Annotated in this window: 13 protein-coding genes, 1 other RNA gene and 1 pseudogene; 5 read left to right on the forward strand and 10 right to left on the reverse strand. The window is 40.5% G+C overall.

Annotated features, from left to right (window positions below; genetic code table 11):
* Window positions 1–224 precede the first annotated feature (224 nt).
* Window positions 225–1,418, reverse strand: coding sequence for a cation:proton antiporter (locus Q9Q35_RS06305; RefSeq protein WP_304652624.1), 1,194 nt, complete (start codon window positions 1,416–1,418; stop codon window positions 225–227).
* Window positions 1,419–1,614: 196 nt separating this feature from the next.
* Window positions 1,615–1,746, reverse strand: a pseudogene (locus Q9Q35_RS06310) (GRP family sugar transporter); the annotation flags it as partial.
* Between the two features lie 395 nt (window positions 1,747–2,141).
* On the opposite strand from Q9Q35_RS06310, the gene Q9Q35_RS06315 reads away from it, so the two are divergent.
* The gene (locus Q9Q35_RS06315; protein ID WP_304652625.1) at window positions 2,142–4,286 is read left to right on the forward strand and encodes an LTA synthase family protein; all 2,145 of its coding nucleotides are present in this window, start codon (window positions 2,142–2,144) and stop codon (window positions 4,284–4,286) included.
* 39 nt (window positions 4,287–4,325) lie between these two features.
* Here Q9Q35_RS06315 and ssrA read toward each other — a convergent pair.
* Window positions 4,326–4,692, reverse strand: a transfer-messenger RNA (tmRNA) gene (ssrA, locus tag Q9Q35_RS06320).
* A 372-nt stretch (window positions 4,693–5,064) separates the two neighbouring features.
* Between ssrA and trpX the strand changes: the two genes are divergently transcribed.
* From trpX to Q9Q35_RS06335, 3 genes are read left to right on the forward strand one after another with little or no spacing between them, the layout of a single operon-like run.
* A complete protein-coding gene (trpX, locus tag Q9Q35_RS06325) occupies window positions 5,065–6,054 on the forward strand; it encodes a tryptophan ABC transporter substrate-binding protein (RefSeq protein ID WP_304652626.1) in 990 nt (329 codons plus the stop codon).
* On the forward strand, window positions 6,051–6,947 hold the full coding sequence (locus tag Q9Q35_RS06330) for an ABC transporter permease (RefSeq protein WP_304652627.1): 897 nt from the start codon (window positions 6,051–6,053) through the stop codon (window positions 6,945–6,947). Before trpX ends, Q9Q35_RS06330 begins: the two co-directional genes overlap by 4 nt.
* Window positions 6,944–7,693, forward strand: a complete 750-nt coding sequence (locus Q9Q35_RS06335) for an ABC transporter ATP-binding protein (RefSeq protein WP_304652628.1) — start codon at window positions 6,944–6,946, stop codon at window positions 7,691–7,693. The genes Q9Q35_RS06330 and Q9Q35_RS06335 overlap by 4 nt, the downstream gene beginning before the upstream one ends.
* A 119-nt stretch (window positions 7,694–7,812) precedes the next feature.
* Here the strand turns inward: Q9Q35_RS06335 and Q9Q35_RS06340 are convergent, their stop codons facing one another.
* Both Q9Q35_RS06340 and Q9Q35_RS06345 read right to left on the reverse strand, forming a co-directional pair.
* Window positions 7,813–8,157 (reverse strand): helix-turn-helix transcriptional regulator, encoded by a 345-nt coding sequence (locus Q9Q35_RS06340; RefSeq protein ID WP_304652629.1) that lies wholly within the window; start codon window positions 8,155–8,157, stop codon window positions 7,813–7,815.
* A 103-nt stretch (window positions 8,158–8,260) separates the two neighbouring features.
* Window positions 8,261–8,887, reverse strand: a complete 627-nt coding sequence (locus Q9Q35_RS06345) for a hemolysin III family protein (protein ID WP_304652630.1) — start codon at window positions 8,885–8,887, stop codon at window positions 8,261–8,263.
* A 160-nt stretch (window positions 8,888–9,047) separates the two neighbouring features.
* Between Q9Q35_RS06345 and Q9Q35_RS06350 the strand changes: the two genes are divergently transcribed.
* Window positions 9,048–9,557, forward strand: a complete 510-nt coding sequence (locus tag Q9Q35_RS06350) for a DUF1836 domain-containing protein (protein WP_304652631.1) — start codon at window positions 9,048–9,050, stop codon at window positions 9,555–9,557.
* 46 nt (window positions 9,558–9,603) lie between these two features.
* On the opposite strand, the gene Q9Q35_RS06355 is transcribed toward Q9Q35_RS06350, so the two are convergent.
* The 5 genes from Q9Q35_RS06355 to pstA all read right to left on the reverse strand — a co-directional run bounded on the left by Q9Q35_RS06355 (window position 9,604) and on the right by pstA (window position 13,776).
* Window positions 9,604–10,470 carry a class II fructose-bisphosphate aldolase gene (locus Q9Q35_RS06355; protein ID WP_056959242.1) on the reverse strand — a complete coding sequence of 289 codons (867 nt, stop codon included), beginning with the start codon at window positions 10,468–10,470 and terminating at the stop codon, window positions 9,604–9,606.
* A 133-nt stretch (window positions 10,471–10,603) separates the two neighbouring features.
* Window positions 10,604–11,269 carry a phosphate signaling complex protein PhoU gene (phoU, locus tag Q9Q35_RS06360; RefSeq protein WP_304652632.1) on the reverse strand — a complete coding sequence of 222 codons (666 nt, stop codon included), beginning with the start codon at window positions 11,267–11,269 and terminating at the stop codon, window positions 10,604–10,606.
* 19 nt (window positions 11,270–11,288) lie between these two features.
* Window positions 11,289–12,050: a phosphate ABC transporter ATP-binding protein PstB gene (gene pstB / locus Q9Q35_RS06365; protein WP_066023760.1), complete on the reverse strand. Its 762-nt coding sequence runs from the start codon at window positions 12,048–12,050 to the stop codon at window positions 11,289–11,291.
* Between the two features lie 13 nt (window positions 12,051–12,063).
* Window positions 12,064–12,873 (reverse strand): phosphate ABC transporter ATP-binding protein PstB, encoded by an 810-nt coding sequence (gene pstB, locus Q9Q35_RS06370; RefSeq protein WP_004051652.1) that lies wholly within the window; start codon window positions 12,871–12,873, stop codon window positions 12,064–12,066.
* Between the two features lie 15 nt (window positions 12,874–12,888).
* Window positions 12,889–13,776 (reverse strand): phosphate ABC transporter permease PstA, encoded by an 888-nt coding sequence (gene pstA, locus Q9Q35_RS06375; RefSeq protein ID WP_304652633.1) that lies wholly within the window; start codon window positions 13,774–13,776, stop codon window positions 12,889–12,891.
* Window position 13,777 lies beyond the last annotated feature (1 nt).

Genomic DNA, 13,777 nt, shown 5'->3' on the forward strand with positions numbered 1-13,777 from the left:
CTGTACTCGGACAGCTTCGCCACACTGTATCCCCGCTCTTCCTTGCTTTGCCTTCACGAACATTATACCATGTCCTTCGAAAATATGGAATACATTTTTTGCAAATTTCCATTTTTTTCCACAAAAGACAGGAGCGTGCTTTGCGAATCACCCGCAGAACACGCTCCTGACTGTAATTTATCCCCTTTTTTACTCTTTCACAGTTTGTTTTTCTATCCTGATACCTATTTCGCTGCCGCTGCTTCCTCAAGTGGTTCGCCCGCATACAGCACTTTCAGTATGATAGGGGTGAGAATTGAGGATACAATAATCAGCAAAATTACCGCTGTAAAGTAGACAGGTGTCATCAGCCCGACCGAAAGACCCTTCTGGGCGACAATCAGCGCGACCTCGCCGCGCGTCATCATGCCGACACCGATTTTTAAAGCATCCTTATTCTTAAACTTGCAAAGTCTGGCTGCCAGACCGCACCCGATAATCTTTGCAATCAACCCGACTGCAACAAACGCCGCAGCAAAAAGCAGGATCGAACCATCCAGGTTATCAATATTGGTCTTTAAACCAATACTTGCAAAAAAGACCGGTCCAAACAACATGTACGAATTCGTATCCATCTTCTGCGCAATATAACCCGAATCACGCAAACTGCACAGCACGATACCCGCCACATATGCACCCGTAATATCCGCAATACCGAAATATCTCTCGGCTATGTAAGACATTGCAAAACAGAACGCAAGCCCTAAAATCGGGATGCGCCTCGTGTGCGGATAGAGCGTATCAAACTTGCGGAACAGGAAATAAAACAGAAAACCTGCAACCACCGCCAGCACAAAGAAAAGTAAGGTATTAATAACCACCTTCCCCGGATTGGAATCCGGACTTTTAAACCCGACAACAACGGTCAGAACGATAATTCCGATTACATCGTCGATAATCGCAGCACTTAAAATAGTCGTGCCAACCTTGCCCTTTAACCGACCCATCTCACGCAGCGATTCAACCGTAATACTAACTGATGTGGCTGTAAGAATCGTACCGATAAAAACCGCTTTGTAAAACTCCTCGCTGCCCCAGGGAGCCGCGCCGTAAAAACCCATATAAAGCAGGGTTCCACATATAAGAGGGACAAACACACCCGCACACGCAATCAAGAGCGCGATAGGTCCCGTCCTCAATAATTCCTTAATATCCGTTTCAAGCCCCGCCGAAAACATCAGAAGAATAACCCCGATCTCCGCCATCTGGACAAGAAAATCTGTCTGGGCTACCCAACCCAATATGCTCGGTCCGATAATCAAACCGGCAATAATCTCACCGACTACCTGTGGTGCCTTACATCTTCTCGCAAGGATGCCGAACGCTTTCGCCACCAGGATAATAATGGCTAGATCTTTAAAAACATCATACGCTTCCATAGCTGCCTCCTCTGTTTGAACTGTAAAATTTTTATAAAATTTTTCGGAATCCAACTTGAGATTTTAACACAATCCTCCGCAAAATGCAAGAGGGGAATCCCCCAAATTTCTGTATTTTATTCATTTTCAGCAAGAAACTTCTGCATTCTTTCAAAATATCCGCCCTTCTTACATAATTCCTCCGGCGAACCATATTCCACAATACGCCCCTCCTCAAAAAAGCCCCCCAAGTCATCCCCAAGGTTTGTTGGTTAGCATTACCACCCAACTTACCACTGATCAATCCAATACTTCCCCATGCTAAAGCGGGGATCAAGGCTATCCACATAATCAATTCCCTCGTTTCTCTTCAATTCTTTTCTCAATAATTCTCATCAAGATAATATTTTAGCAGTTTTATGCAAACCATTACAAGAAGAATTTTAGGTTAATTCTTTCATTTTATTTCATATGAAAACTTTTTTCACGTACTTTTTTCACAAATTCCCCACCACTATCGCTACTATATTTTGCCACAATAGCAATTTATTTTATGTGAATAAAATAAATATTTTTTAAGAAATTCACAATAATTGAAAACAATTTTTCTATTTTCATAACTTCAAACTTACCCAACGATATCTTTAATATTTGCTAAAATTCCCTTGAAAAATTGACGCTTGACCGCTAACTGGTTTAGAATTAAGTGATATGCCAACTACTTTGAAAGGACGGTTTGCACCTGTGAACTGGACAAAATTACGAAATTTTATCAATACACGGTGGGGCTTTTTTGCACTTGTTTCGTGCTTGTTTTGGTTAAAAACGATCCTAGTTTATTTGATCGATTTTCACCTTGGTGTCCACGGGATCTATCAGTATCTTATCTTATTGATAAATCCGATCGCGACGACACTATTGCTCTTTAGCATTGCACTTTACGTCCGTAAAACGATCCCTGCCTATCTATGTCTATTGTTACTTTACATAGCTAATACGGCATTTTTATTGATCAGCGTTATTTATTACCGCGAATTTACTGACTTTATGACTATGAACGTGATCTTTGGGTATTCTTCGGTCTCACAAGGACTAAGTGGGAGCTCGTTTTCACTTTTAAAACCCCAAGACCTTTTGATCATTATTGATGTAGTGGTCATCTTACTACTACTCTTGACTCGTCAGATCAAGCTCGACAAGCATTATATCCCTAAGAATCAAGCCGTAGCCATGACATCTTTTTCCCTAATGTTTCTACTATTGAATATCACATTAGGTGAGATCGATCGTCCGCAATTACTGACGCGAACCTTTGACCGCAACTATTTAGTCAAATATTTAGGGATCGATGCCTTTACCGTATACGACGGGCTAAAAACAGCCAAGACCAGTCAAACACGGTCTAAGGCTACTGGGGCTGATTTAAATAAGATCATTGATTTTACCCAAGCTAACTATGCTGCTCCGGACCAAAAGATGTTTGGGATCGCTAAAAATAAAAACATCATCGTCATCCACCTTGAAAGTTTCCAACAATTCTTGATCGACTATAAATTAAATGGACAAGAAGTCACGCCGTTTTTAAATAGCCTTTATCACGGTAAAGAGACGTTCTCGTTTGCTAATTTCTTTAATCAAGTCGGACAAGGAAAGACCTCTGATGCAGAAACGATGCTTGAGACTGGCGCATATGGTTTGCCTCAAGGTTCGATGTTTTCGACTTTAGGAACAGATAATACCTTCGAAGCTATGCCAGCGATCTTAAATCAAAGTCAAAACTATTCTTCAGCTGTTTTTCACGGTAACTCAGGCTCATTTTGGAATCGAGATAAAGTCTACAAAAACTTTGGCTACCAATACTTCTTTGATGCCAGTTACTACGACCAAAATGCCAATAACTTAAGTGAATATGGTCTTAAAGATAAGTTGTTGTTCCATGATTCAGTTAAGTACTTAGAAAAGTTACAACAACCATTTTATGCTAAATTCATCACGGTCTCTAATCACTTCCCGTTTAGTTTAGATGACCAAAACAAAAGCTTTGAAGCAGCTAATACAGGTGATAGTTCAGTCGATAATTACTTTGTTACGGCCCACTACCTAGATCAAGCCGTTAAAGAATTCTTTGATTATCTCAAAGCTTCTGGACTTTATGATGATTCAGTGATCGTACTTTATGGCGATCATTACGGGATATCTAACTCACGAAATTTGAAGTTAGCTTCCCTTTTAGGAAAATCTTCCTCGACTTGGAGCGACTTTTACAATGTTCAAATGCAACGTGTTCCATTTATGATCCACATCCCAGGGCAAGAAAATGGTGGGATCTTTGAACAATACGGGGGTGAGATCGACGTCATGCCGACGTTACTTCACCTAGCAGGGATCGATTCGAAAAAATATCTTTTATTTGGTTCAGATCTCTTCTCCAAAGATCATGATCAAACTGTTGCTTTTAGAAATGAGAATTTCATCACACCAAAATACACCGTTGTTGGTAGTACGATCTACGAAAACAGCACCGGTAATGTGGTAACTCATCCGTCTAAAAAAGTACAGGCTCAATTAAAAGTAGCACAAGAGCATGTTAACTCGGCGCTTTCACTCTCGGACTCGCTCAACAATAAGAATCTCTTGCGCTTCTATGTGCCAACTGGTTTTACACCCGTTGATCCAAAAGATTTCAACTATAAAAACCAAGTTGAGCAATTAGATAAGATCCAGGCTACACTCAAGAGTCGTTCAACTAGTCTATGGTCTAAAAATAATAACCACTCCACCGCTGATAAATATCACTCTGATGCTCCAGAGCTTAAACAAAGTGATAGTGGCGAAAATACTAACGAACAATCACCTACCGTCGAATCCACTTTAGAAGATACACAATAACAAAAAGCCCTCATCGAATATTTTCGATGAGGGCTTTACTTATGGAGATGGCGGGAGTCGAACCCGCGTCCAAGCATATCGTAACTCAAGTCTCTACGCTCATAGTCATACTATTTGAATTTCATCGTTGATCACGCCGAATGACAGGGCCAACACCAACGACTAGCCTAAAAGTCTCTTCTCAGCATTTCAGGCTAAAACACTGAGCGTAGTCTGCTAATATAGGACCCGCAACTGACACACAGACGATATCAGACGGATCTACGCAGTGCTGACTAGGCAGCTAAAGCGTAAGAGTTGTTATTATTTTTTGCAGTTATAATTTAAACTGAGCGTTTTATAGTAGTCGCAACCTACTAAGCGCAACTCAAGCCCGACCTATACCTGTCGAATCCTAAACATCCCCAAGTTGACTACTGAGTTATTGTAGCACACCTTTTTTAGAAAAGCAAAAAAGTGATTTTTTTAATTGACAACTAATTTTTAGTATAGTACAATTCACTCATAATCAATTCGGAAAGGAAGAGAACTATGAATAAAACAGTTATGCAACTCAAAAATATTCGTTGGCAAAGCCAGCACTAGGTTGCTTCTGTGTGCACAGATGCGACCGTACGTAACGTATCGTTCGTATCTGTGCTGGTTCTCTTAGATCGACTTGCATGGATCAACTACCATGCGGGTCTTGTTAAAAAGCACTTCCCGCGCTCAGTGGGAAGTGCTTTTTTCTTACCGCATATAGATACGAACGTAAAAAATCAAAAGGAGGAATTTACTTATGAAACGCTTAATCAGCACAATTGTAGTTTTATTTTTATTTTTGATCTTTGCATTTTTCCGCTCAACTGATCAAGCCAAAAAAAACCAGACCCCAACTGTTGGGATCTTACAATTAACATCACATCCCGCTTTAGATGAGATCCATCGCGGGATCATTGCCGCTTTAAAAGAAGAAGGCTTTATCGCAGGAAAAAACATCAAGATCGATTTCCAAAATGCCCAAAATGATCAAAGTAACCTCAAATCCATGAGTCAACGCTTTGAAAATGAAGATGCTGCGGTCATGATCGGGATCGCTACCCCAGCCGCCCAATCATTAGCTAATACGACTAAAACGACTCCCATCGTTATGGGAGCGATCAGTGATCCGATCGGAGCTGGTCTAGTTAAAGACCTCAAACACCCCGGTGGTAATATCACGGGTGTTCAGCACAGAGAACCGATCGCCCGCCAACTTCAATTGATCAAAACGATCATCCCTAATTTAAAGACGATCGGTGTTTTACACACTTCAAGCGATGATTCATCAGCGGCTGAAGTCAAAGAATTTTCAAAACTAGCTCAAAAAGCGGGACTTACAGTAAAAGAATATACGATCACTTCGACTAATGACATCCAACAAGTCTCCGCTACAATGGCTAGCAATGTTCAAGCGATCTATATTCCAAATGACAATACTGTGGCCTCAGGATTTCAAACGGTCCTCAAAAATGCTAACCAAAATAAGATCCCGATCTTTCCTTCAACTTCTGAAATGACACGTCAAGGCGGATTGGCCACTGTCAGTGTTAGCCAGTATGAACTTGGTAAAATGACAGGCAAGATGACAGCTGCGATCTTAAAAGGAAAAGATCCAGCCGACATGGAAATCGAATATCCAACCCAAGGAACTACCTATCTCAATCAAAAACAGGCTCAACAACTAGGGATCGATCTTCCTAATGAACTAGTTACACAGATCAGTAAAAAAGGAGTTGTTATCAAATGAATCTAATCGTATCAGCAATTGGGCAAGGATTGCTCTGGGGTATCCTTGGTCTAGGTCTTTACTTGACCTTTAGGATCTTAAAATTCCCCGATATGACAGTTGAAGGGACCTTTCCCTTTGGCGCCTGTGTTTGTGTTTCTTTGATCACCCAAGGAACATCACCTTTTATCGCAACTTTAGCTTCCTTTGGGGCGGGACTTTTGACTGGATTTTTGACCGGGATCTTATACACCAAAGGAAAGATCCCCGTATTATTAGCTGGGATCTTGGTCATGACAGGTATCTACTCGATCAACCTTCGTGTTCTGGGGAAAGCAACTGTTGGCTTACTCAACCAAAATACTTTGCTCAACACTGGGATATTACGTGAACTACCGAACAGTTTTCCATCGGTGACCCTAGGCTTGATCTTACTTACACTTTTGATCTTACTGCTAGCTCTCTTTTTAAATACCGATCTGGGGCAAGCTTTTATCGCAACTGGTGATAACAAACTGATGGCCCGCTCGTTAGGGATCAATACAGACAACATGGAGATCTTAGGCTTAATGATCTCTAACGGCTTGATCGGTCTTTGCGGTGGATTGATCGCCCAAAATGACGGTTATGCCGATGTCAATATGGGGGTCGGTACGATCGTTATTGGTCTAGCTGCGATCATTATCGGTGAAGTTGCCTTTGGTGAACTCAGTTTGACTGCTCGATTAGTTGCTGTTATCTTAGGCAGCATCTTCTATCGTTTCGTCTTACTCATCGTTTTAAAACTTGGATTTAGCACCAACGATTTCAAATTGCTCTCATCTTTGATCTTAGCATTATGCCTAATGCTGCCAGTCTTAGAGAAGAAATTCAATTTCAGCAAAACACTGAAGAAAGGAGTCCAAAAGCCATGACACTCGAATTAAAAAATATCACGACCGTGGTCAATCCCGGAACAACTGAAGAAAAAAAGATCTTAAAAGATCTTTCACTTACGATCGAGGCTGGTGATTTTATCACACTTCTAGGTACAAATGGTGCTGGAAAATCAACTCTTTTAAATGTGATCAATGGTTCGCTCAAACCATCTAGTGGACAGGTCCTTTTAGACGGGATCGATCTGACCACACTATCAGAAGTCAAACGTGCCTCATATATCGCTCAAGTCTTTCAAGATCCTAAAATGGGCACCGCTCCTCGAATGACAGTTGCTGAAAATCTTTTACTAGCATTAAAACGTGGACAAAAACGCACTTTGCGTCCTCGGCGCTTACAAACCCATCTACCTCAATTCAAAGAATTGACGGCTAAACTCCCTAATAATTTATCAAAGCGATTACACACTTTCACAGGTGATCTTTCTGGGGGACAACGGCAGACATTGAGCTTTTTGATGGCTACGATCGCGCGCCCAGATATCCTGCTCTTAGACGAACACACTGCTGCCCTTGATCCTAATACGAGTGCTGAGTTATTAAAGCTGACCGATGAAGTGATCACTGAAAAGAAGCTGACCTGTTTAATGATCACTCATCGCCTTCAAGATGCTTTACGCTATGGCAATCGTATCATCATCTTAAATGATGGGCAGATAGTCTTCGATACTCGTAACAAAAAGGATCTAACTGAAGAACAGATCCTGACTTACTTTGCTAATTAAAAAAAGAGGCGCTAGAAATTTTCTAGCGCCTTTTTTATATTCTTATAATAAAAAAATTTGTTTCAACGATCGCACCCGGCCTGCTTAAAAGCCTAATGCAAGCTGAAACAACTATCCTACTATTTAGTTGTCGTATCCACCGTCAAACGAACTTGATGGATCGCATCTTCCAAGCTTTTTAAAGGTGCTTCAAGTGTTACATGGTAAAAGCTTTGCAATCCTTCTTTTTTAAATGAAACTAGACCAGCTTCGCGCAAGATCTTTAGATGATGTGAAACTGCCGGTTGGGTGATGGCCATCATTTTGGTGATCTCAGTAACAGTCATTCCTTCACGGAGTCGTTCACATAATAAAAGAATTATCTTTTGCCGATTGCGGTCAGCTAAGGCATTTACAGTTTCAAATTCATTAGCAAATCCTTCTAACGCTCTGCGTTGTTCTGTCGTCAACTGTATCGTTGGCATGAGTACCACTCTCCTTTCTTGAGACACTATCCTCTAAAATAAGGATAACATTAAATAGCACCCATCGCAAACGCTTCCACTTAAAAATAAAATATTTTTATTCTTATAGATAAAAATAGATCGAACAAAACATCAAAGCCGAGCCTAAGATCACCAGCAAATGCCAATAAATATGAACATACTTCAGCTTTAAACTATAAACGACCGCGCCTAGGGTAAAGGCAATGCCTCCCGCTAATAGTAATAGTAACCCGGGAAAACCTAATACCTGAAATAGTGGTTTAAAACCTAATACACACAGCCACCCTGCTAGGACACAGATCATAGTCTCAACGATCTGATGCCTAGGTTCAGCTAAGGCATGATACAAGACCCCAAAGAGCATCAAGAAGGCTACTGCGATCCATAAGCTCCAACCAAACTTGCCCCCGATCCCGATCAAGCAATATGGCATATATGTACCAGCGATCAATAAATAAATACTGGCATGATCAAATGCTTGGAATAACCGACGTGCTTTGGTGAAATATAAACAATGAAATAAAGTCGAAGCTAAGTACAGACTCAATAAACACAAGCCGTAGATTAGATATGCTGTAAAACTGACAATATTTTGCGTTGCGATCCCTTTTAAGATCAATAAGACTAATAACCAAATACTTAGCCCTACCCCGATACCATGTGTGATCGCACTCCATACTTCATTTGTGATCTGTTCACGTCGATCCATATCTGACACCACCTTCTAAAATCTAGTTTCAGTCTACACCTATTAAATATATAAGTCAATTATATATAGACTTTTAGTCTAGTTTAAAAGTTTTTAAAGATCAATAAATCTTAGCATAATATGTTATAATACACTTAAACTAGATAAAAGGACGAGCGCGATGGAGAAATTAAACATCCAAAAGCAATTAGATAGTTTCACGAATAAACGATTGCCCTATTGGGAAGATTTTCCTGATTTCGAACTATATATGGATCAATTGGTCAATCTCGGTAATCGCTATTTGACTGGCTTTTTAGGGGCACCTTTGACGCCTTCAATGATCAACAGTTATGTCAAAAAAGGCCTCATGTCACGTCCCGTTAAGAAAAAGTACAATGCAACTCACTTAGCCGAATTGCTGGTGATCAGCCTCCTAAAATCAGTCTATCCTTTAGAAACGATCAAAACTTACAATGAGCAATTATTACATGAATTTTCGATCAAGGAATCTTATAATAGTTTTGCTCAAATCTTCAATCAAGCACTTCAAAATGGCGGTTATGCCAAACCGTTAGCCACCAGTCTATCACTGAGCAAACTGACAAAACACGTGATCATCAATGCTGTGATCTACAAAATGGTCGGCGAACACCTATTGCAATACAAGAGTAAGCATGATCATATCTAAAAAAGGCCCTAGGAAATCTCCTAGGACCTTTTTGGTGATCTTTAGATTATTTAGCTTCTGGTGTACCGATCCAGTCGATAATCTCTTCAACTGTATCTGTGATAGCTTGTGTACCAGGTGCAAGAAGTTTACGAGGATCGTAACCTTTACCTTCTTTATCCTTGCCTTCTTCGATGTACTTACGTGTTGCTTCAGCAAATGCAATTTGGCATTCTGTATTGATGTTAAGCTTGGAAACACCCATTGAGATAGCTTTAACAACTTGTTCTTGAGGAATACCAGAACCACCGTGCAATACTAATGGCATATCTGGCATAGCGTCTGCCAATTCCTTCAAGCGGTCAAAGTTAAGACCCTTCCAGTTTGCTGGATATTGACCGTGGATGTTACCGATACCACATGCTAAGTAGTCAACGCCAAGTGCAGCGATTTGTTTTGCTTCTTCAACGTCTGCTAATTCACCAGCACCAACAACACCGTCTTCTTCACCACCGATAGAACCAACTTCAGCTTCAACAGAAATACCTTTAGCATGTGCTAATTCAACGATTTCTTTTGTCTTAGCCAAGTTTTCTTCGAATGGTAAGTCATGGCCATCAAACATAACTGATGAGAAACCTGCTTCGATACATTCCTTAGCAGCTTCGTAGTTACCATGGTCTAAGTGCATAACAACTGGAACAGTGATGTTCATTGCTTCCATTTCGCTTGCAACTAAGTCACGAACTAATTTGTAACCGCCCATGTACTTAGCAGCACCCATTGATACTTGGATCAATACAGGTACGTTCTTTTCTTGAGCGCCTTTAAGAATAGCACGTGTCCATTCCAAGTTATTTGTGTTAAAAGCACCTACTGCATAATGGCCCTTGCGAGCTGCAGAAAAAATTTCACTACCGTTTACGAATGACATAAAACAGCCTCCTAAAGATTTTACAGTAAATTACTCACTTTCGAGTACACATACATTTTAACATACTTGCTTAAGAAAACGTACTATTTTCCCAAGATTTTAATTAAAATTCATCAAGCTAGCGTAAAAATCCTTAGAAATCGTTGCGCCCTAATTCGGTGATCTTACCTTTTTTAGTATATACGATCCATTCCGCAATATTAGTGATATAATCGCCTGATCTTTCTAAGTGATTAGCGATCTGCAAGTAATCGATCCCCTCACCTGCAAATTTAGGATTCGTCTTGATCAAGCCCATCGCACGCTTTCTGACGTTCAAAAAGATCCTATCATTACCGGCATCCATTTCGGCGATCTCGATCGCTAATTTTTCATCCATTTCAGTGTATGCTTTCAAAATACTTGCTAGCATCTCCAAAACATTATCACCCATCTTAACGATCATCATATCGATCTCATCGTCACGACGCTCTTCTTTGAGTAATAACACATTTTTAGCGATACTTACAGCGTGATCAGCTAAACGTTCTAAATCAGAACTAGCTTTCAAGATCGAAATGATCTCACGAAGATCACCCGCTACTGGACTTTGCAGTGCAATGATCTGAGCTGTCTTTTTCTCTAAATATGTCTCATGATTGTTGATCACTTCATCGTGTTCGATGACCTCTTTAGCAGCTTGTTTGTCATCTTCTTTAAGTGACATGATCGCTTTTTCAAGCGCTGCCTTAACTTCAAGGCCCATTGTGATAAATTCCTGACGTAAAGCTTGGATCTGAGTATCAATGTGGCGTTGCATAAAATTCCTCCTTGTTCAATTAACCAAATCGACCGCTTAAATAGTCATCGGTCTCTTTTTTATTCGGATTAACAAAAATTTGTTTCGTCGGTCCCGTTTCGATCAAATTTCCATTCAAGAAAAATGAAGTCGTATCTGAGATCCGTGAAGCTTGTTGCATATTATGAGTCACGATAATACAAGTATAGTCATCTTTTAGTGTCAAAAGCATCTCTTCAACTTTATTACTTGAAACTGGATCAAGCGCACTCGTCGGTTCATCTAATAAGATAACTTCTGGTTTGACCGCAAGTACTCGGGCTATGCAGACCCGTTGTTGTTGCCCACCTGATAAGGCTAAAGCACTCTTATGCAAGTCATCTTTAACATCATCCCACACGGCTGCTTGCTTCAAACTTGTTTCGACCCGCTCATCTAACAATTGTTTATCTTTGACTCCAGCGATCCGTAAACCATAGACAACATTTTCATAGATCGAAAATGGAAAGGGGTTGGGCTGTTGAAAGACCATACCTACTTTTTTGCGCAATTCGACCGTATCTGTCTTAGGACTGTAGATATCTTGACCGTCTAATTTGATCGCTCCTGTAATTTTAACATTATCGATCAAATCATTCATCCGATTCAAACATCTCAGATAAGTTGACTTCCCACAACCTGAAGGTCCGATCAGCGCATGGATACCAGATTTAGGAAAATCTAGATCGATCCCTTTTAAAGCTTCTTTTTGTCCATAGTACAAATGAACATTTTGACTAGTAATAATTTTTTCTTTTTCCATGATAAACCTCGTCCTAACCAAAATTCCCTGAGATATAATCTTCAGTTGCTTGTATCCGTGGATTGGTAAAGATATTTTTTGTCTTATCGTATTCGATCACATGCCCCATGTGGAAAAAGGCTGTATAGTCACTTGCCCGTGAAGCTTGTTGCATGTTATGGGTCACGATGATGATCGTATATTTTTTCTTTAATTCAAGCATCGTTTCTTCAACTTTTAAAGTTGAGATCGGATCAAGCGCACTACAAGGTTCATCCATCAATAAGATATCAGGCCCCATTGCGATCGCTCGGGCAATACAAAGTCGTTGTTGTTGTCCTCCAGATAAAGCCAAAGCGCTCTTATTTAGGTCATCTTTGACTTCATCCCAAAGTGCAGCCCCACGCAAACTCTTTTCTACGATCTCATCTAATTTTTGCTTATCTTTGATCCCATTTTCCTTGAGTGCAAACGTGATATTTTCTTTGATCGATTTAGAAAATGGATTAGGCCGTTGAAAAACCATTCCGATCTGTTTACGCATCTCATAGAGGTTGATCTTTTTGGAGTTGATATCGATCCCGCGATACATGATCTCGCCCGTCACTGTCGCTACGTCATCATTCATACGATTCAAAGAACGCAAGAACGTCGATTTTCCAGATCCGGATGCCCCAACTAAGGCTGTGATCTTATAGCGCTCAAATTGAAGGTTGCCATCAAAAAAAGCGTGTTTGTTACCATAATAAACTTGCAGATCATGGGTCGAGAGTGCAACTTCTTGAACTTTTGGATCAAATTTTAAGATCGATGTCTCATTTAAATCATATTTACCTACATTCATTGTCATCTTCCTCATCTATTTACTTGCAGTCAAGCGTTTATACAAGCGATTGCCCAAATAACGCGCTGATAAATTAAAGATCAAGACCGCCACGATCAAAACAGCTGACGCACCAGCTGAGATCTGTTCAGCATCTGGCATGATCCCTTCGGAGTTGATCTTCCAGATGTGCACCGCCAAAGTTTCCGCTGGTCGGAAAAGGTTGAGCGGACTTGATTCACTAAATGGATTCCAATTCATAAAATCGATATTAGTTGCACTTTGACCAGCAGTATAGATCAAAGCAGCCGCTTCACCAAAAACACGGCCGGCACAAAGAACGATCCCAGTAATGATCCCTGGTAAAGCTTCAGGCAAAATGATCTTTATGACCGTATGCCATTTGGATAACCCTAAAGCCAAGCCAGCTTCACGTTGCAATTTAGGAACGTTATTTAATGAATCTTCAACATTACGCGTCAATAATGGTAAGTTGAAAAATGTTAAGGCGATCGCACCCGAGATGATCGAAAAGCCCATCTTGAATTGGACCACAAAAAGTAAGAAGCCAAACAACCCGACAACAACTGACGGTAAAGAACTCAAAACTTCGATCGCCATTCTCACAGTTTCGGTCGCACGATTCTTAGGTGCATATTCAGCTAGATAGATCCCAGCACCTAAAGAAAGTGGAAATGAGATCAATAATGTCAAGACCAATAGATAAAAGGAGTTGAACAACTGGATCCCGATCCCGCCACCAGCAGTAAAGGAACGTGAAGGTGTCGTCAAGAAATGCCACGAAACATGTGGTAGACCATTTAACAAGATCCGTCCGATCAAAAAGGCTAAGATCAAAACTACGATCCCAGCGATCAATTTGATCACACCTAAAGCAAGTTTATTTACTTTTTTCGTATTCATA

This window comes from uncultured Ligilactobacillus sp. (assembly GCF_948826705.1).
Lineage (GTDB): Bacteria > Bacillota > Bacilli > Lactobacillales > Lactobacillaceae > Ligilactobacillus.